The organism is Emticicia fontis, assembly GCF_054779675.1.
This window is the reverse complement of record NZ_BAAGXU010000037.1, coordinates 814,479-833,268: the sequence shown is the minus strand read 5'-3', so window position 1 is coordinate 833,268 and position 18,790 is coordinate 814,479. Positions and strand designations below refer to the sequence as shown.

At 40.4% G+C, this 18,790-nt stretch carries 17 protein-coding genes; 11 read left to right on the top strand and 6 right to left on the bottom strand.

Annotation, left to right across the window (positions count from 1 at the left end; translation table 11 throughout):
• Positions 1-184 precede the first annotated feature (184 nt).
• Positions 185-1,036 (bottom strand): hypothetical protein, encoded by an 852-nt coding sequence (locus ACYVFA_RS19475; protein ID WP_460473525.1) that lies wholly within the window; start codon positions 1,034-1,036, stop codon positions 185-187.
• Positions 1,037-1,493: 457 nt separating this feature from the next.
• Here ACYVFA_RS19475 and ACYVFA_RS19470 point away from each other — a divergent pair, with 457 nt between their 5' ends.
• Both ACYVFA_RS19470 and ACYVFA_RS19465 read left to right on the top strand, forming a co-directional pair.
• A complete protein-coding gene (locus ACYVFA_RS19470; protein WP_460473550.1) occupies positions 1,494-2,681 on the top strand; it encodes a phosphoglycerate kinase in 1,188 nt (395 codons plus the stop codon).
• Positions 2,682-3,044: 363 nt separating this feature from the next.
• On the top strand, positions 3,045-3,617 hold the full coding sequence (locus ACYVFA_RS19465; RefSeq protein WP_460473524.1) for a hypothetical protein: 573 nt from the start codon (positions 3,045-3,047) through the stop codon (positions 3,615-3,617).
• A gap of 23 nt (positions 3,618-3,640) precedes the next feature.
• Here ACYVFA_RS19465 and ACYVFA_RS19460 read toward each other — a convergent pair whose 3' ends face one another.
• On the bottom strand, positions 3,641-4,324 hold the full coding sequence (locus ACYVFA_RS19460; protein WP_460473523.1) for a hypothetical protein: 684 nt from the start codon (positions 4,322-4,324) through the stop codon (positions 3,641-3,643).
• Between the two features lie 796 nt (positions 4,325-5,120).
• On the opposite strand from ACYVFA_RS19460, the gene ACYVFA_RS19455 reads away from it, so the two are divergent.
• From ACYVFA_RS19455 to nspC, 5 genes are all read left to right on the top strand, one after another.
• Complete coding sequence (locus ACYVFA_RS19455; protein ID WP_460473522.1) at positions 5,121-8,072, top strand: ELWxxDGT repeat protein; 2,952 nt, start codon at positions 5,121-5,123, stop codon at positions 8,070-8,072.
• A gap of 336 nt (positions 8,073-8,408) precedes the next feature.
• Complete coding sequence (locus ACYVFA_RS19450; protein ID WP_460473521.1) at positions 8,409-9,623, top strand: saccharopine dehydrogenase family protein; 1,215 nt, start codon at positions 8,409-8,411, stop codon at positions 9,621-9,623.
• A gap of 117 nt (positions 9,624-9,740) precedes the next feature.
• Entirely contained in the window at positions 9,741-10,481 is a 741-nt protein-coding gene (locus ACYVFA_RS19445; RefSeq protein WP_460473520.1) for a hypothetical protein, read from the top strand.
• A 368-nt stretch (positions 10,482-10,849) separates the two neighbouring features.
• Complete coding sequence (locus ACYVFA_RS19440) at positions 10,850-11,671, top strand: energy transducer TonB (RefSeq protein ID WP_460473519.1); 822 nt, start codon at positions 10,850-10,852, stop codon at positions 11,669-11,671.
• Between the two features lie 415 nt (positions 11,672-12,086).
• Positions 12,087-13,223, top strand: coding sequence for a carboxynorspermidine decarboxylase (nspC, locus tag ACYVFA_RS19435; protein ID WP_460473518.1), 1,137 nt, complete (start codon positions 12,087-12,089; stop codon positions 13,221-13,223).
• 151 nt (positions 13,224-13,374) lie between these two features.
• Here the strand turns inward: nspC and rplI are convergent, their stop codons facing one another.
• From rplI to ACYVFA_RS19415, 4 genes are all read right to left on the bottom strand, one after another.
• Positions 13,375-13,818, bottom strand: a complete 444-nt coding sequence (rplI, locus tag ACYVFA_RS19430; protein WP_460473517.1) for a bL9 family ribosomal protein — start codon at positions 13,816-13,818, stop codon at positions 13,375-13,377.
• A 102-nt stretch (positions 13,819-13,920) separates the two neighbouring features.
• Positions 13,921-14,175, bottom strand: coding sequence for a 30S ribosomal protein S18 (gene rpsR, locus ACYVFA_RS19425; RefSeq protein ID WP_116982542.1), 255 nt, complete (start codon positions 14,173-14,175; stop codon positions 13,921-13,923).
• 14 nt (positions 14,176-14,189) lie between these two features.
• The gene (gene rpsF / locus ACYVFA_RS19420) at positions 14,190-14,588 is read right to left on the bottom strand and encodes a 30S ribosomal protein S6 (protein WP_460473516.1); all 399 of its coding nucleotides are present in this window, start codon (positions 14,586-14,588) and stop codon (positions 14,190-14,192) included.
• A 216-nt stretch (positions 14,589-14,804) separates the two neighbouring features.
• Complete coding sequence (locus ACYVFA_RS19415; protein ID WP_460473515.1) at positions 14,805-15,251, bottom strand: type I restriction enzyme HsdR N-terminal domain-containing protein; 447 nt, start codon at positions 15,249-15,251, stop codon at positions 14,805-14,807.
• Between the two features lie 88 nt (positions 15,252-15,339).
• On the opposite strand from ACYVFA_RS19415, the gene ACYVFA_RS19410 reads away from it, so the two are divergent.
• The 4 genes from ACYVFA_RS19410 to ACYVFA_RS19395 all read left to right on the top strand — a co-directional run bounded on the left by ACYVFA_RS19410 (position 15,340) and on the right by ACYVFA_RS19395 (position 18,361).
• Positions 15,340-16,113 carry an AMP nucleosidase gene (locus ACYVFA_RS19410; RefSeq protein WP_460473514.1) on the top strand — a complete coding sequence of 258 codons (774 nt, stop codon included), beginning with the start codon at positions 15,340-15,342 and terminating at the stop codon, positions 16,111-16,113.
• A gap of 187 nt (positions 16,114-16,300) precedes the next feature.
• Entirely contained in the window at positions 16,301-16,849 is a 549-nt protein-coding gene (locus ACYVFA_RS19405; protein WP_460473513.1) for a hypothetical protein, read from the top strand.
• A 159-nt stretch (positions 16,850-17,008) separates the two neighbouring features.
• Entirely contained in the window at positions 17,009-17,212 is a 204-nt protein-coding gene (locus ACYVFA_RS19400; protein WP_460473512.1) for a hypothetical protein, read from the top strand.
• Between the two features lie 300 nt (positions 17,213-17,512).
• Positions 17,513-18,361: a hypothetical protein gene (locus ACYVFA_RS19395; protein ID WP_460473511.1), complete on the top strand. Its 849-nt coding sequence runs from the start codon at positions 17,513-17,515 to the stop codon at positions 18,359-18,361.
• Positions 18,362-18,790: the final 429 nt, after the last annotated feature.

The following is an 18,790-nucleotide window of genomic DNA, read 5'->3' as shown; positions in this document are numbered from 1 at the left end:
TGGTATCAGCCTGCTATTACTTCTTTTATTGATTTATACACCAGCCGTATTTGCGCAGAGTGTCACCATTCTGCCAGGTTAGGGCACTCTGAGGCTGCCAATCTTATGGATTTAAAGCTGGATAGCAACGGCAATATATTTATAACAGGTAATTTTTATACCAGGGTGCTTAATTAGACACCACCTACTCTGCATCTTCTTTATCATAATATTTATACCCCCGCAGAATATTGTACCTGAGTACCAGGCCGAAGTTGAAGCTGATACCGTTGGTGAGTTGCTGGGCTTTATCGACTAAAGCCTGATTGACCGTATAACTGACATCGGAGCGAACGAGCCCTTTCGGGGCGATATTGCCTCTGGCAAATACCACAATAGAGAGGGTATTAGATACGCGCCCGTGTAATTCAAGCTGAAATTCGGCTTGTGCAATGGCCCGCTTGCTCTGAAATGCCTCGCTGGTTATCTGCAGTTTCAGGGTATCTTTCGGATTCTGCGGGTCGCGCGCATACCCATTAAATACCCTTTGTCCGAGTTTTTTATCGGCTGCCTCCGGCGAGAGCAAGACCCCAACTCCTGCATGAATCGTGGCATTTTTGGTGATGGGATCAACGGTTAATATTTTGCGTTTGTATCGGATGGGGATAGTCTGCAAGGCTGTGCCCATCCGGTAGATATAGGGAATTGACCTGCTGGAACTCAGAGTCTGGATAAGATAGGTGGGGTTTTTATAATAGCCCAACTCGACCGACCACCTATCGTTCATGCTATATCCTAATACCACTCCCCAATATAAATCATTGCCTTTCATCTTGCCAATCAGCCCGTCGAGGTTATTGATGAGGGTTGATTGGTTGATTTCAAGCCCTCCTTCTACCCCCAGATACATATTGATAGATTTGCGGTTGAGCGATGGATACACATTGTTTTTAACGTCTGTTCGCTGCGTTGGCTTTCGGTAATACTCGTCTTCTTCCTGCCCGAAAGCCAGAAATGACCCACACACAAACGTTACAAAAAGTATAACTGACTTCATAATGGTAGAAATGATTTCAAATTTATGAAAAAATGTTGGGAAAGACCCCATCCCAACCCTTCTCCAACAATGGGGAAGGGCTAAAAAGTCCTGCTTTCCATTTTTGGAGAGTGTACCTATGCGAAGGGATTTGGGGAGTAAGACTTACTACATTAACTAAAATCCTTTCCAACTAATATTGACCTCCCTTCTATTCTTTCAAACTGAAAGACGCTCAAAAGTTAAAAATAGTTGTTAAGCAAAATAATATTTTTCATAAGCGAAGAAAAAATATAACTATTAGAAGATTTTTTGGTATTTAGTAAAAGAATCGTAGTAAAATTTCGTGAATTTAGAGAAAAGAAAATTTATATTTGTCGTACGATAATCGTCTAACCCCAAAAATGATTGAGCTAAAAAAGAATGAGTAAATTTACTCATTTGCTCAGGCTTATTACTCACTCTCTATCTATCAATGATGAAAACATTAGATACTTATGATTTCTCGGGCAAAAAAGCCCTCATTAGAGTTGACTTCAATGTGCCTCTGAACGAAAAATACGAAATCACAGATGACACTCGTATTACTGCTACAATACCCACAATCAAGAAGATTCTGAAAGATGGTGGTTCGTGTATTTTAATGTCTCACTTAGGTCGCCCGAAAGATGGCCCTACTGAGAAGTATTCATTGAAACACCTGGTAAATCCGCTTTCGGTTATACTAGGATTACAGGTAAAATTTGCTGACGATTGTATCGGAGACTCGGCTGCTGAACAAGCAGCAAGCCTGAAACCAGGCGAAGTATTATTACTTGAAAACCTCCGTTTTTATAAAGAAGAAGAAAAAGGTGATGTAGCCTTTGCAGAAAAATTATCGAAACTGGGTGATGTATGGGTGAACGACGCTTTCGGAACTGCGCACCGTGCACACGCTTCTACGGCGGTTATAGGCCAGTTCTTCGAAGACCGTGTTTGCGGATATGTGATGCAGGCTGAAATTGATAATGCGAAGAAAATCCTTGACCACGCTGAGCGTCCGTTTACGGCGATTATGGGTGGAGCCAAGATTTCTGATAAAATCTTAATCATCGAACGCTTATTGGATAAAGTAGACAACCTGATTATCGGCGGTGGAATGACCTATACTTTTACAAAAGCACAAGGCGGCGAAATCGGCAAATCATTGTTGGAAGCAGATAAACAACCGTTGGCATTAGAGCTGATCGAAAAAGCAAAAGCGAAGGGTGTGAACCTGGTATTGCCATCAGACAATGTTTGTGCAGATGCGTTTTCGAATGATGCGAACAGACAAACAGTAAAAACCGGACAGATTCCGGCTGATTGGGAAGGTCTGGATATTGGCCCTGAAACAATCAAAACTTTCACCGAGATTCTTGAGAAATCAAAAACGATTCTTTGGAATGGTCCGATGGGCGTTTTTGAGTTCCCAAATTTTGCTACAGGTACCAATGCGATTGCAGAAGCGGTGGTAAAAGCTACTGAAGAAAACGGTGCGTTCTCGTTGATTGGTGGCGGTGATTCGGCCTCGGCGGTAAACAATGCCGGTTATGGCGACCGCGTATCTTATGTATCGACGGGTGGTGGTGCCTTGCTTGAATATATGGAAGGCAAAACTTTGCCGGGTGTGGCAGCTCTGGAGTAGGCAAAAAGTCCTTTCTGGACTATTAAATAGATTTAATAATTAAGAATGAGCCCGGTACTGTATCGGGCTTATTTTTTTGGTCGGGTTGTAAGGTAAGCGCAGCATTATTAATAATATCTTTACAGAAAGAATTTGGAAAAGTATTAAATAAAAATGTACTTGCTTTTGATATTATAAGAACTGATAATAGGTGCAAAAGACTAAAAAATTTGATTTTTATTATTCGTAAAAATCATTTCAGCAAAAAAAGCATTACTTCTGCATAAGCAACTCAGCAAATTTTATTTAATAAACAACTTTTTATTGTGACAACTAAAACAATCAATGTTATGAATCCAAAATACTTTTTTGTATTTTTTTTTTATGTCTGTAACCATTTCATTCGGACAAACTATTAAATTAGAGAATGGTATACTTTTTAACTCTTATCGTAATAAATTGGGCTTAGATATTTTAAGACCTAATGCTGCATCTTATTCTATGTCTGTTGGTATAGATTACCTACAAAAAAAGAGAATTTATTTATCTTCACAGATAGGATATTTACAAATAAAAGGCAAGGATTCTTTTGATATGGGAGCAGGGAAGACAGATGTTCTGGAGGAAGCGAATTATTTACATCTCAATACTACATTCAGGTATTTGTTTCTTAAAGATAAAGTCGTAGATATCTTCTTAGGAGCAGGTCCTTTTGCTAATATTCTCTTGGGGGATAAGAAATTAAAATCATCTATCTATAATGATTTCTATCAGTATAACACTGCATATTTTGGAGGTAGGCCTGAGATAGGTATATCTAAGCAGATTAATAGATTTAGAATTGATCTGACTGGTCAGTATATGTTTAATTTGACACCTTCAATTAAAAGTGAAGGTATCAAATTAAACAATAATACTTACAGCTTTCACATAGCACTTGGTTATAAATTAAGATAAAACTTTATAAATTAACCTAAAAATTAAGGTGTATAAATGGAGTAAGAAAAAACATTGCTGGTTAAATCCTGTGGCAATGCATATTGGCTTACACTTTGCCCTGCGACATTATACACCGGAACAACTGAATAAGTATTAAATGTATGTAAACTACTGGCTTGAGTCATTGTAGAGCCTGTATTAACAAATGAAACATCTGTTGTTATTTTACCCGGTATAGATGCCGAAGTTGCTGAATCAAATAAGACAAACGAACCAGCGGCAACGATAATAGAAGCAGAAGAGGTATAGGTTTTACAGAAATAAAAGCCTTCCATATATTGCCAAAAACCTCCTATATATAACCTCACATTATTTCCGATTTGAGATAGAGATCCTGCTATGGTATGAGGTACAATTCCTCTTTTAAAAGCCGCAGCAGAGATTTTCATTTTCTTCAGTTTTACTAAATCGGAATTGGACACTAAATACTTTTTACCATCAGGTGCTAAAAAATCAACTAACTTGGCAGGAGTATCTATTTTAGATTCTGTTGTGTTAATTGCAGATAAGCTTTCAGTTTTCTTTTGTTCTACTGGTTGTAAAGTGGATTCATCTTTACACGATTGAAGAGTCAAGCAAAAAAGAATGAATGGCAGAGCCATTAATGTGAATTTTTTTTCATTTTGTGTTTCTTTTTTAGTACTATGCGAAAGTGTTTCATTCAAAATTAACCACTTATAATAAGCCCTTCAAATAAATCGTGTTAACATATGGTTAGGTTTTAAATGGAATTATTCATAAAATCTTTTTATTATATATTAATGATTCAAAAGGCAATTATCATGGCCTGTGCAGGCACAAGGTAAATCGCAATCAGAAATTTTGGTCAAAGAATTTAATAAGAAATTAGAAACCTATTAGTGAAGAAGTATTCATGATAAGAAAATGGCAGGTGAATCGGATTGGAGTATACTAAGCGACTTTTATCGATTCTGGCTTTAATTAGAAGTTGTTTCCACTCCAATAAAAATACCCCCAGAAAGTGTCTGATTTCCTGGGGGCAATACAATGAATGTCTTTTCTCAACAGTGAACTTATCTTACCACAACTTTACGTTCGTAAAATAAAGTCCAACAGCAATCACAAGTGTCAGTAGACCCACTAAAAGCAGCTCTGCATGCTTTACGGGTGATTCAGTTTTAGTAGTTTTTTGCATAATTATCCAAAGGTTTCTGGGATTTGGTTATTGATATAACGAGTTTTTTTTCAAAAAAGATGCATCTTCTCTGAAAATCAGTTCGTTTTTTTATTTAACGGCTATTGGGAGGGGGTTGCGATACTGGGTGGGAGCCGAATGGATATTAACGAATAAAGGGCCGTACAAAGCATATATCGCGAAAATATTTTACCCAGAGATAACCATTAAATAAAAAATAATTGCCTTAATAAATATTATTCAATATTTTTTTGCCCAAAATATATTTTCATAAAACACGCTTATTACCCTACAACCAAACCCTTATGAAATCATCCTTACTTATCATGGCTTTATTGCTCATGATGCTTTCTGTTGATAGCCCCGGTCAGGAACCCTACCTTATAAAAAATATCAATCAGAGCAGCCAGTTCAGCAATAAGCTGATCGACGTAAATGGGGTCTTGTATTTTACCAAAGAAAACGAAGACACCACCATCGAGCTATGGAAGGCCAATGCAAGTCCACAGGGATCTGCTACTTTTATCAAAACAATTTCGTATTATACCTCTTCTGAATACCAACTCCATTTTGCCGTTATAGGCAATACACTGTACTTTAATGTATTGAATTATCCAGGCGGAGGGCTCTGGAAAACAGACGGCACAGTGGCAGGCACGCAGCAGTTAAAAGAGGTGTCAACCATTCAGGAACTGATGGTGATTAATCAGACACTATACTTTGGCGCTTCGTTATTTAATGGGCAGGAGCTATGGAAGTCGGACGGGACAGAAAGCGGAACCGTGCCAGTAAAAGATATATGGCCCGGCTCACAAAATAGCCTGCCCAAAAACCTGACGAATGTAAATGGGGTTTTGTATTTCAGTGCCGATGATGGCACGCATGGCAGGGAACTCTGGAAAAGTGACGGAACAGAAGCCGGAACAGTGCTTGTAAAAGATGTGCGGGTAGGCTCAGCAAGCGGCATTGAAGACTTTCCGGGTTTTTGTGCGGCAGGCACAAAGCTCTTCTTTCTGGCCAATGCCGGCACCTCAGGCAACGACCTGTGGGTATCAGACGGTACTGCGGTTAATACCGTTCTGGTGAAGGATTTCGCCTATATCCGTGAAGAGCTGCACGCGCGAAACAATAGCGTATTATTTTCGGCTTATGTAAACGGAATAAACTCCGAAGAACTCTGGATATCAGACGGCACACTGGCGGGAACGGTTCAAGTAAAAGAAATTGCTCCTTCTACATATGCGGGTAGTTACCCGACCAATTTTATCACTGCCGGAGCCTATACTTTCTTTAGTGTGACGAACGACCCTACCTCGGCCAATGGTGAAGCGCTTTGGCGAACCGATGGTACCGAAGCCGGAACTTTGCGTGTAACGGATATACGCAGAAGTAACCCAGGCCAGAGCTTTAACAAAGGGGTGATGGGGACAGATGGCACACGCTTGTTTTTTTCTAATTATGACCCTGTAAATGGCGATGAGGTGCGCATGACAACGGGTGTAGGCAGTACGCTCTTAAAGGACATCAGACCGGGAGGTGACGACGCCCTACCCCAAAACTATACCCGGGTGGGGAATCTGGTCTATTTTGAGGCTCATGCAAACGAAGGCCTGAGGAGGGTTTTCAGAACAGATGGCACGCTGGCAGGCACAACCCAGGCACTGAACGATGCTATTTATCAGAAAGACCTCGGCTCTGTTGAAATCTTTGGCAACCTCTACGATAACATAAATATGATTGATATGGGCAGTGGAAACCTGTTTTTTACGGCCCAAAATATGTATGGAGTCTGCCTCTATAAAACCACAGGAACAACAGCCTCAACGGTAAAGCTTAAATGTTTTGACCCCTACTATACTCACCCGAGGCGGTTTGCCAATATGAACGGAACTCTATATTTTGCCGCTACTGAGCGGGAAAAAGGCGAAGAGCTGTGGAAATCTGATGGTACACCCGAGGGAACAGTGATGGTAAAGGATATTTATGAGGGTTCTACGGGAGGTACTCCGAATTTTATGACCTGGGCTAATGGGAGTGTCTATTTTATAGCCACGCACCCATATAGTGGCCGGGAACTCTGGAAAACCGATGGCACAAGCCAGGGTACGGTATTGGTAAAAGATATTTATCCCGGATCATACTATACTGACAATACGATTCCGATAAACCTGACCGAAATGAACGGCTTGCTGTATTTTATGGCAGCCGACGCCACCTTGGGTCGCGAACTCTGGAAATCAGACGGCACAGAAGCAGGCACAACCCTTGTTAAGGATGTTAACCCCGGAAGTGCTATTGGTTTTTATAGCAATAGTTATATGATAAACGGGGGAGGCACCCTTTATTTTAGTGGATACAGTGATGCTAACGGATTTGAACTCTGGAAGTCGGATGGTTCAACGGCCGGCACAGTATTAGTAAAAGATATTGTTCCGGGTACTGGCAGTGGGCTGAACGAGTATTCTTCTGGTGGTTGTTACTTTACATGGATAAACGGTACGCTATATTTTCAGGGCATCACCACCGAAAATGGCGAAGAACTCTGGAAATCGGACGGCACATCGGCAGGTACTGTCATGGTGAAAGACATTGCCACCGGAAGCCGTGGTTCGGGGCCGAATAACCTTGTGGAGAACAACGGTGTGTTATACTTTGCTGCCTATGATGAGCTAACAGACCGAAGCCAGCTCTTCAAATCAGACGGCACCAGTGCGGGTACGGTACGTGTGAAGGATATACCGGGGAGTTCCGGGCCTTATTATATGACAGCCGCCCAAGGAAAAGTATATTTTGCCGTAGCTGCAACGGACTTCGACAGGGTTTTCAGGTTATGGGAATCAGATGGCACCGAGGCAGGCACGATTGAGATTTCTGATAGCCTTACATTGAGAAATTTAGCGGCCTTTCTTGGTAATGATCAGGGGGTGTTTATCAATACTCATTATAAAAAGGTATTGATACCATCGGGTGATCGCCTGTATTTTTTTGCCGATAATGGCTCTCTGGGTCCGGAACTCTGGGCTTTTTACAGACCGCCTTGCGCTACAAACCTGACGATGGTAAGCCCCACAGATGATATTCTGGCCGGGCTTGTGGCCAAAGAAGCAAATGCAGCTACGGGTAGCATTAAGGCTAGCAATAAAATAAGCGGAGCCGGAACCAAGGTAAGCTACAAGGCCCGGAAAATAGAACTCCTGCCTAGCTTTAAAGCTGATACAGGAGTGGTATTCAAGGCAGAGATAGGTGGATGTAATTAAATTTGAAAATCAAGGAGAAGTCTCAATCACTCAGCAGGATTGAATAGCTTTTTTAATAAGATTTGCATTCGTAATCTGATTAAAAGAACTATTCAACTCTGCCCTGTGGTAAGGCGCCTATTTTATTAGTATTTCTCAAATATCATTTTTTGGGTTGTATACACCGATAGACCATCCTATTGCCAGCACAATCGTTCGGCCAATAATCTTCACTGAAAAACAATACAGAATCGGGCGTTCTTTTTTATGAAAATATTATCTTTGCGCCTTGTTTTAAACTTTAAGAGATTTAGTTAGTTGATTAACTAATATTTACTCATCCTCCAATATATAAAAATGTCAAAAGTAATTATCATTGGTGCCGGTGGAGTCGGCAGTGTAGTGGCGCATAAATGTGCCATGAACTCCCACGTTTTTACGGAAATTCTATTAGCAAGTCGTACCCAATCGAAATGCGATAAAATTGCAGCCGATATTCAGGAAATGCACGGTGTAAAAATACAAACCGCTAAAGTTGATGCCGATAATGTGCCTGAATTAGTGGCTCTCATTAAGAGCTTTCAGCCTAAAATGGTGATCAACGTAGCACTCCCTTATCAGGATTTAACGATTATGGACGCTTGTCTGGAGACAGGGGTACATTATCTTGATACGGCCAATTATGAACCAAAAGATGTAGCTAAATTTGAATATAGCTGGCAATGGGCGTACCAAGACCGTTTCAAAGAAGCGGGTCTGATGGCACTATTGGGCTGCGGTTTCGACCCGGGCGTTACGCAGGTTTACTGTGCCTATGCCAACAAACACCAGTTCAGCGAAATGCACTACCTTGATATTATCGATTGTAATGCAGGTAATCACGGAAAAGCATTCGCCACCAACTTTAACCCTGAAATCAACATCCGTGAGATTACGCAGAATGGCCGTTATTGGGAAAATGGGGAATGGGTAGAAATTCCGCCCATGTCGATTCATAAACCAATCGATTATCCGGGTATCGGGCCAAAAGAATCTTATGTATTGTATCATGAGGAATTGGAGTCGCTGGTGAAAAACTTCCCGACTTTGAAACGTGCCAGATTCTGGATGACTTTCGGACAGGCGTATCTGACACACCTAGAGGTATTGCAAAACGTAGGTATGACACGCATCGACCCTGTGAAATTCAATGGTATGGACATCGTGCCTTTGGAGTTCCTGAAAGCGGTATTGCCTGCGCCTGATACTTTGGGCGAAAACTATACAGGCCAGACCTCTATCGGTTGCCAGATTAAGGGTCTTGACAAAGAAGGTAAAGACAAGACTTATTATGTATGGAATAACTGCGACCACGCCGAGTGCTACCGCGAGGTAAGAGCGCAGGCGGTTTCGTATACTACTGGTGTGCCGGCCATGATTGGCGCGATGTTGATGCTGACTAACCCTGAATGGCAAAAACCAGGTGTTTGGAATTGCGAAGAGTTGAATCCGGATCCGTTTATGGATTTATTGAACACACAAGGTTTACCTTGGCATGAGCAGGTGAATATTGCATTGCCGCATGAATATTGATTAGAGGCCTGTGTTATCCTTGACACGGGGTTTAGAAAAATATATAGAAAATCCGCTAAGCATTTGGCGGATTTTTTTCGTTTTAGCTATATTGCATTACTTAAACCTGACAATCTAATGAAAGCTATTTCTTTTGCAGCCATCTTCTTTTTTAGTGTGACCACTCTTTTGGCACAGGAAAATAAAATGCAGGATGCGATGGTTTTTAATAATTTACCAAATTCGGATGGCACTCCCGGTAGAACCCAGAATACACTGGCTGCCTATGATACACGCTACGAAGGCGTAAAAGGCTCCAGGTATTTTATAGATGAGTGGCTTACGGGTCAGTTGGTGTTTGTGAAAGAAAACACCAAAGCACCTAAGAGTGTACCTTTAAAATACGATACTAATAAAAAAGAAGTATTATTTAAACGCTCTGTCGGAGACTCAATCATCGTCAATCCCGCACAGATTACGGGTTTTATTATTAACGATGCTGCCCATAATATTAGCTATCCGTTTGTAAAATTTGAAGGTTTGAAAACCGAAGGCGGTACTGTGCCTGTGGCTTATCTGATGGTATTGTATAAGAATAAAACTTCCTTGCTGAAATATGTAAGCAAAATGATGCAGAAAGCCAATTATTCAGGTGCTTTCAGTGTCGACCGCCGCTATGATGAGTATCTGGATAATTCAGAGTTTTTTATTCAGAAGCCGGATGGCTCGTTGAGCCGTGCGAAATTGAAGAAAAGTTCTGTGGTAAAAGCATTGAGCGATAAAGAAGAGCAGATAGAGGCGTATATCAAGAAAGAGAATATTTCGTTTAAAAATGAATATGATCTGGCGCGGGTGGTGGATTATTATAATGGGTTGTAATATTTTGTTTTTTTAAGCGAGCTTCCTTTTCATTCCTAAACACATAATCCTGTGACAGCGACTTCCAGTCGCTGACACGGGCCGTTGCGAATCCTTTTAATTGTAAAACTTTCTTCCCTATTCAAATTTAGACAACCGTCTAACAATACATCTCATTAGCCAACGCCCCTCTCCTATCTTTTATATAATTTCCGTTTCAAAACCTCAGTTTTATCTTATAAAATTCATCATAAAATTTCTTCAAAATAAATATTTAGATAATTATCTAAATATTTATAGATTTTCCTTGCAGGAATCAATTTTGTTTCTTAATGTTGTATTGTAGTTCCAACAAAAGCTACGAATGTTCAACTTAAACTTTACAAAAAATGGAAACCCCTGTGACGGCAATAGTGCCTGTGACGCTCGATGAGATTTTGTTCGAGCACCGAAACAAAGATTACGGCGCCTATGAGCTTCGTAAGACTTATACTTCAACCGTGAATCGTGCCATGTGGATTGGCATCACCGCTTTTTCAGCACTTTTTATTACTTCTTACATTTTTGCTCATCAGAAGGAGGATGATAAAACGCTGATTGCTCATGAATACATTTTACAAAATTTTGAAGAACCAGATCAACCTCCCGTTGAAAAAATTCCTGAACCCGAACCGCCAAAACCAATTGAACAAAAGCAAACTATTAGATATGTAGCACCTGAAGTGGTAAACAACCCTGAAGTTGAAGTAGTGCCCCCTACTCCAGAAGAGATGGAAAAGTCGATTATCAGTAACGTAACAACACCTGGTGAAGAAACTGAAGGTATTGCAGAAACTCCCCCACCGGTTGCTCCTCCTGTTGAAACGAAGATTGCAGAGGTGGAAGACGAGAATAAAGAATTTTTATCAGTAGAAGTGAGTCCTTCATTTATGGGAGGAGTGAATGAAATGTATAAATTCTTGGGCAAAACATTGAAATACCCGTCGGCGGCACAAAGACAGAATGTAGAAGGACGTGTGTATATGAGTTTTGTGGTGGAGAAAGACGGTAGTATTACAGATGTTCACGTGATGAAAGGAATAGGATTTGGCTGCGATGAAGAGGCAACAAGAGCCGTGAAATTGATGCCAAAATGGATTGCAGGAAAACAAAACGGCAGAAACGTGAGAGTACGATTTACTATACCAGTATCATTTAAATTAGATCAGTAAAATGAGCACACAATTAATGCCCCGAAGCCCCCCGAAATAGCGCTTATTTCGATTTCGTCAAAATTTTTTATTTGAGGTAATACCGACAGTCCGGATGATTTTCGTCCGGACTGTTTTTTTGCTATCAAATATCAGCCCATGAAACGTTCTATCGAAAGATTCGGCTAAAGCCAAATAGGACGATTGTTTTCTTGTTACTATTGATTCAATTTTTCTTTTTTCAATTGCCTCCAGCTTTAGCTGGAGTTTAACAAATTGTATCATCCTACTGGCTTTAGCCAAAATATCTCTATTATGCATTTGATGCCACACCATACAAACATTAGACTATATTATATTTCTGCAAACCCAATCAAATCCCTTTAATCTGATAGAAAATGAGTAATTTTGTGGGTAAATAGATTTATTTCAGAAAATGCCCATTGATATAGCTAAAATCCCGTCGCCGTCTTATGTTTTAGAAGAAAAACTATTACGCCGGAATCTTGAATTACTAAACCGTGTACAGACCGAATCAGGCGCGCAGATTATTCTGGCCCTGAAAGGGTTTTCGATGTATGCCACTTTTCCGACAGTAGCCAAATACCTTTCAGGTGCTACGGCCAGCTCGTTGAATGAGGCCCGCCTGATTGTAGAAGAAATGGGTTGTCTGGCGCATACGTATTGCCCGGCTTATAAACCCAGTGAGTTTGCCGATATGATGCGTTATAGCAGCCATATTACTTTCAATTCATTGAACCAATGGAATCAGTTTAAGCCACAGATTGAAAAGAATCGTAGAAAAATCTCGTGTGGATTGAGAATTAATCCGCAATATGCCGAGGTGTCTACTGATATGTATAACCCTTGTATTCCGGGGTCGCGCTTGGGTATTACCCGTGATTTATTGGGCGAGAAACTGCCCGAGGGCATTGAAGGTTTGCACTCGCATACGCTTTGTGAGAATGATTCTTATACCTTGGAGCGAACGCTGGTGCATATCGAAGAGAAATTCGGTGATTTATTGCATCAGATTAAATGGTTGAATCTGGGTGGTGGACATTTAATGACTCGCGAGGGATACGACCATGCCCACCTCATCAAACAGATTAAACGCCTGAGAGAAACCTATAATATTGAGGTGATTCTGGAGCCGGGCTCGGCTATCGGCTGGCAAACGGGTTACTTAGTCTCAACGGTTCTGGATATTGTTGATGCCCAAGGCATTGATGTAGCCATCTTAGACGTATCTTTTGCCGCTCACATGCCCGATACGCTTGAAATGCCCTACAAACCACGTATCTGGGGAGCTACCGATGCTGTACAAGGTAAACCAACTTACCGCATGGGCGGCATGACTTGTCTGGCAGGTGATTTTATGGGAGATTACTCTTTCGACCAGCCTTTGAAAATCGGTGATACGGTTGTGTTTGATGATATGATACACTACACAATGGTAAAGACTACGACTTTCAACGGTGTAGGACTTCCATCTATCGGTATCTGGAAAGAGAATGATGAATTTCAGTTGTTGAAATCTTTTGGGTTTCGGACTTATAAGGATAGGATATAAAAAACAGGATAGGCTCTCGCCTATCCTGTTACATAAACCACCTCATGCGCTTCATCAGGTTGGGGAATTCAATTAAATTTGATTATATACCAACAAAAAAGGCCTTCCTCTGACGAGAAAGACCTTTTTTAATATACCGTATCTGATACGATTACGCTTCAGCAACTACTTTTACAGTTACTTTTTGTTTCACTTCTTTGTGAAGGTCAACGATAGCTACGTATTCGCCTACGTTTTTGATATCTTCTAAAGCGATTTTCTTACGGTCGATGTCGAAACCTTTATCTTTCAAGGCATCAGCCACCTGTGTGTTAGTTACACGACCGAAGATACGACCACTTTCACCGGTTTTCATCGGGATAGTGATTTCGATAGTGCTGATTGCTTCTGCTATAGTTAAAGCTTCAGTTTTGATTTTCTCGGCTTTGTGAGCCACTTGTTTAAGGTTTTCTGCTAAAACCTTACGATTCGACGCAGTGGCTAATTGTGCAAAGCCCTGCGGAATAAGGTAGTTACGGGCATAACCTGGTTTTACTGCAACCACGTCATTTTTGTAGCCTAACCCTACTATATCAGTTTTTAATATTATTTCCATTTTAATAATTGTGAATGAGTGAATGGCGAATGGCGAATGCGGCGCCGCGCGGGTGAATTTGAGCAAAATATTCGCTAATTCACTAATCCGCTAATTCGCTAATTATTTCAATCCGTCTGCTACGAATGGTAATAGGGCCAGGTGACGAGCACGTTTGATGGCTACCGAAACTTTGCGTTGGAATTTAAGGCTATTGCCCGTCAGACGACGAGGAAGGATTTTACCTTGCTCATTCACAAATTTCAATAAGAAATTCGGGTCTTTGTAATCTACAAATTTGATACCTGCTTTTTTGAAGCGGCAATATTTTTTACGAGCTGTATCTTTTCTGTCTACAGGATCGTTTACCAATGACATTGTGTTATTTCTCATTATGCGTTTTCTTCGGTTGTGGCTTCTGCTTTGTCAGCTTTAGCTGGTTCTACATTTTTCTTTCCGATCTGGCCTTTGCTACGGCGGTCGCTATAGTCAAGAGCATATTTGTCTAGTTTGGTAGTCAAATAACGCATAACACGCTCATCACGTTTGAAATCGGTTTCCAATACTGCTACGATTTTCGCATCGGCTTTGTACTGGAACAACTGATAATAACCCGTATTCTTGTGCTGAATGGTATATGCTAATTTGCGAAGACCCCAATGCTCTTCGTGAACTAACTCAGCACCATTATCAGTTAATGTTTTTTTGAATTTGTCGACAGCTTCCTTTATCTGGGTTTCAGATAAAACGGGAGTTAGAATGAAAACTGTCTCATACTGGTTTTGAAACATACTAAAAACAGTGTTTAATTAAAATTAAAGATTTGTTCTCAAAAATGAGGGTGCAAAGGTAGTGATTTTTGATTAGAATGAAAAGTATAGTGGAAATATTTTTTTGTAAGTGGTTGTGATTGAAGGGGATAGCTAGTTGGCAATATATTTAACCACGGAGTAACACAGAGTTTAGCACGGGGTTTCACGGTTAAACTCTGTGGTTAAAAAATTTTATCAAACCATTCTCCTCGGTATATCCTGCAATTGCCTGAAACCCTGCGTAACGAAGTCAATCTCAAAACAAAAGGTCTTCAACCCATTGGTGATAGCAATATGCCGACATTTGAGCGTATGATTATAACGGGAGGCCTGTTCGATCACTGCCTGATTGATAGGCACTTCGGGGGCTTTGCATTCGATCAGGAGGAATGGTTGGCCGTCGTTATCGAAAATGACGATGTCGGAGCGTTTTTGTAGCTGGTTGTATTTAAGGCCGCCTTCGAGGCGGATGAGGCTTCTGGAATATTGGTAATGGTTGATGAGCAGGTGCACAAAGTGTTGCCTGACCCACTCTTCGGGCGTGAGAACGAGGTATTTTCGACGTATAGTATCAAAAATGCAGATTTTTCCCTCAATTTCCTTAATTTTGTGTTCGAAAGGTGGTAGGTTTAGCTGTATCATCTTTTCAAATTAACAAAGCGTTAAATTATCGACTCCCCTATTCGGGTTCGGATAATTCACCTAATTTTAAAACAAAAATAGATTTATTATGGAGAAAAAAGAAGAGATTGTTGCAAACTGGCTTCCCAGATACACCGGTACTGCCCTATCGGAGTTTAAACCGTATATTTTATTGACGAATTTTCATAATTACGTAGATATGTTTGCCGAGATGCACGGAGTAGAAGTGAAAGGCAAAGATAAACCTATGCAAACGGCTTCGCATGGCAACATTACCATCATTAATTTTGGGATGGGGAGTGCGATGGCTGCTACGGTGATGGATTTACTCTCGGCGATTATGCCTAAGGCGGTATTGTTTTTGGGTAAATGCGGTGGTTTGAAAAAAACAACACGTGTGGGAGACCTGATTCTGCCGATTGCGGCCATTCGTGGCGAGGGAACAAGTAATGATTATGCGCGCCCGGAGATTCCGGCACTACCGTCGTTTCGTTTACAGAGGGCCGTTAGCTCGATGATTAAGAAACACGAGCTGGATTACCTGACCGGAACGGTCTATACCACCAACCGCCGTGTGTGGGAGCATGATACGGTTTTCAAGGATTATCTGCGTGAAATCCGTGCGATGGCCATTGATATGGAAACCGCTACTATTTTTATTGTTGGTTTTGTGAACTCGATTCCGCATGGTGCATTATTGCTGGTATCGGATAGCCCAATGACGCCGGATGGTGTAAAAACCGAAGAAAGCGACAAAAAAGTAACAGGCAGTTTTGTAAAAAACCACTTACAGATTGGAATTGATGCGTTGGAAGAATTAGCTAATTCAGGGGAGTCTGTGAAGCATTTGCGGTTTGAGTAACCCCTAACCGTGCGGCGGACCGCCCTAAAGGGGGATTTTAACAGCCAGTAACAACGTAAACAGCTTTATGGCTGTTTTTTTTGTTGGCTGGTAGTTTGTATATTTGCCATGATTCATAGCTAATTTCTGTTTTATGAAATTAGCCCATTATAAACAGAACGTGACTAAAATTTAAATTATTCTTTATATGAAAAAACCTCTTCTTTTTCTCTTTTCTTTAAGTATAACCTGTTTCCTGGTAATTAGTTGCACAACTTTTAAAGTAGGTCAACGTGACCCCAAAACCGGTTATTTTAAAACTAATTCGAGTGCCCCCATTATTGAATCTAAAGATAAAATTAACCTGGATTCTTTGAAAAGTCTTGTGCTTGTGCCCAATAATCAGTTTTTGATTGGAATGACTAAAAACTTAAAGTTTTTTGACGAGGTGATTAGTTTTGAGGAAATGGAACAAAAAATTATTGCTCAAAATCTTCAAAGTGAAATTCCGACCATTAATAGTTTGATAGGTTTAAGTAATGCTGCTAAAAAATACAAGCCTTTTTTATATTTAACCATGTTATCAGTACCAAGAGATGGGCAGGTTTTTGCACAATTAAAACTATTTAATCCTAAAACGGGTGAATATTTATTTGTTTCCGAAATGCGACTTGCCTATCCAAGCGATCAGGGTGTTTTTTATCCATTGTATAATGCTTTAATTGACTATTTGCAGACACATTCCGGTAATAAGTGAGCCTATCTAAAGCTGGCGGCAATTGATTCAAGAGCCTCGGTATTAAACCCCAACAGCCTTAAAAGGGCTGTTTTTTTATTTTAAGGCACCTGAAATATTCAATTAAATACCTATTTTTGAGAAGCAGATTTATACCTAACCCCTATTAACCTTTTTGCTATGTCTGAATTAGCTTTACGATTGATTGAAGAAAACAAAAAAACGAAAGACACTTTTCTGGATTTGGGGAAGTGTGGACTTGAATATGAATTGCCAAAAAAGCTATTGGATTGCGTTTGGTTAGAAAAATTATGTTTAATGTCCAGTCAGAATCTCCCCTGTGCGATTGCTAAAGCCAAGCCAGAGGGCTCTGACTGGCTTTGAACGATGAATTCAATCAATCTTTTAGATTCTTCTGAAAACGCAAAGACCCTTGCGGCAGAGTCCCATAGCTATATGTGGGCTTAAGCACACGGGAGACTCTGCCAGGGCATTAAGTTGAAACTGATTTGGCTAAAGCCAATTAGGTGATATATTTCAGCGGCGTCCGCAGCTAAAGCTGGTGGCAATTGATTGAATAAACAATTTATCAAAATTCAAAGCGTTAGATTATCTTTACTATTTTCGGGCTTTGGAATATGCAAACGACCATTCAGTAGATTCTTCTTAAATATCAGTCAATATATGAAGATACTATTTATAGGGACAATTCTGGTTCTGGCGGCTGTGGGCTGTGCTGAAAAAAAGGCATCCAAAGATGAAAAACTCAAAGTTCTGAAAACCGGGCAGAAAACAGAAAAAATATTTAAACCGATGGCAGATTTCCCGATAATAAAGGATACTGCTCAGTTTATCGCTGAACTCAGAGAAACTTTTGATCTTAAAGTATACGAAAGCCCGATTCAAACAGCGCGCGAAAAAATTACTGCCTTTAAAAAGGTAAAAATCTATGGCTCTGAAAAAGACTTTATTTTGATTGAGTATTATTGGGGAGCAGGAGCAACGGTTGAATATCCGTGGGCATATCAATTTATTCTGACAACGGATGGAAAACTGCTAAAGCTACTGTCTAAAGAACGATATGAATTTGTGAAGATTTTGCCGAACCAATTGCCGTTTTTATTGACTGTGACAGCAACGGCAAGAGGAAATGGCGGGCACCAACTTTATAAGGTATCGGCAGATACGTTAGAAAATGTATATGAGGGATACTATGCCTATAAGGTAAAAACGTATGATGCGGAGGAGGACTCGTGGGTATATGAACCGAACGAGTTAAAATTGAAGATTAAGGATTTTAATAAAGATGGTTTCAACGATATTTCTTTTCATGGTAATCGCGTATTTATTGAAGGCGTAACGAAAGAGGGAAGATGGTTTGACGTAGAAATTATAAATGGGAAAACCGTACGTTATTCAGTTGACCATCCTTTCAGGAAAATTCCGGTAGAGTTTATTTTTCTTTATGATAATCAAACGGGACATTTTAAAGCAAAAGAAGATTATAGCAAGAAATTTGAGTTGCAGAATTAATGAATAAAGGGCTGGCTATCCATTTTACCTTAGCTATCTGTAAAGATATTTTGGCTAAAGCCAATTAGTTCTAATGTCCACTCAGAGTCTCCCGTATGCGATTGCTAAAGCCAAGCCAGGGGACTCAGCCGGGGCATAGAAACTCATTCGGCTAAAGCCTATTAGATGTTATTTCAGTACCACCCGCGCGGCGTCCGCAGCTAAAGCTGGCGGCAATTGATTCATAAATTTTGCTATATTCCATTCAATAGACCCCATTTTCAAATGGAGGTAACAGGAAAACATTCTTCCGAATCGGCTTTAGCCAAAATACTCTTTTATTACCTAATCAGAATCTCCCCTGTGCGATTGCTAAAGCCAAGCCAGAGGGCTCTGAGTGGCTCTGAACGATGAATTCAATCAATTTTTAGATTCTTCTGAAAACGCAAA

Bases quoted from the DNA above. Each gene is read 5' to 3' on its own strand.
- ACYVFA_RS19475 (WP_460473525.1), bottom strand. From the start codon at position 1,036: ATGAAGTCAGTTATACTTTTTGTAACGTTTGTGTGTGGGTCATTTCTG.
- ACYVFA_RS19470 (WP_460473550.1), top strand. From the start codon at position 1,494: ATGAAAACATTAGATACTTATGATTTCTCGGGCAAAAAAGCCCTCATT.
- ACYVFA_RS19465 (WP_460473524.1), top strand. From the start codon at position 3,045: ATGTCTGTAACCATTTCATTCGGACAAACTATTAAATTAGAGAATGGT.
- ACYVFA_RS19455 (WP_460473522.1), top strand. From the start codon at position 5,121: ATGAAATCATCCTTACTTATCATGGCTTTATTGCTCATGATGCTTTCT.
- ACYVFA_RS19450 (WP_460473521.1), top strand. From the start codon at position 8,409: ATGTCAAAAGTAATTATCATTGGTGCCGGTGGAGTCGGCAGTGTAGTG.
- ACYVFA_RS19445 (WP_460473520.1), top strand. From the start codon at position 9,741: ATGAAAGCTATTTCTTTTGCAGCCATCTTCTTTTTTAGTGTGACCACT.
- ACYVFA_RS19440 (WP_460473519.1), top strand. From the start codon at position 10,850: ATGGAAACCCCTGTGACGGCAATAGTGCCTGTGACGCTCGATGAGATT.
- nspC (WP_460473518.1), top strand. From the start codon at position 12,087: ATGCCCATTGATATAGCTAAAATCCCGTCGCCGTCTTATGTTTTAGAA.
- rplI (WP_460473517.1), bottom strand. From the start codon at position 13,818: ATGGAAATAATATTAAAAACTGATATAGTAGGGTTAGGCTACAAAAAT.
- rpsR (WP_116982542.1), bottom strand. From the start codon at position 14,175: ATGTCATTGGTAAACGATCCTGTAGACAGAAAAGATACAGCTCGTAAA.
- rpsF (WP_460473516.1), bottom strand. From the start codon at position 14,588: ATGTTTCAAAACCAGTATGAGACAGTTTTCATTCTAACTCCCGTTTTA.
- ACYVFA_RS19415 (WP_460473515.1), bottom strand. From the start codon at position 15,251: ATGATACAGCTAAACCTACCACCTTTCGAACACAAAATTAAGGAAATT.
- ACYVFA_RS19410 (WP_460473514.1), top strand. From the start codon at position 15,340: ATGGAGAAAAAAGAAGAGATTGTTGCAAACTGGCTTCCCAGATACACC.
- ACYVFA_RS19405 (WP_460473513.1), top strand. From the start codon at position 16,301: ATGAAAAAACCTCTTCTTTTTCTCTTTTCTTTAAGTATAACCTGTTTC.
- ACYVFA_RS19400 (WP_460473512.1), top strand. From the start codon at position 17,009: ATGTCTGAATTAGCTTTACGATTGATTGAAGAAAACAAAAAAACGAAA.
- ACYVFA_RS19395 (WP_460473511.1), top strand. From the start codon at position 17,513: ATGAAGATACTATTTATAGGGACAATTCTGGTTCTGGCGGCTGTGGGC.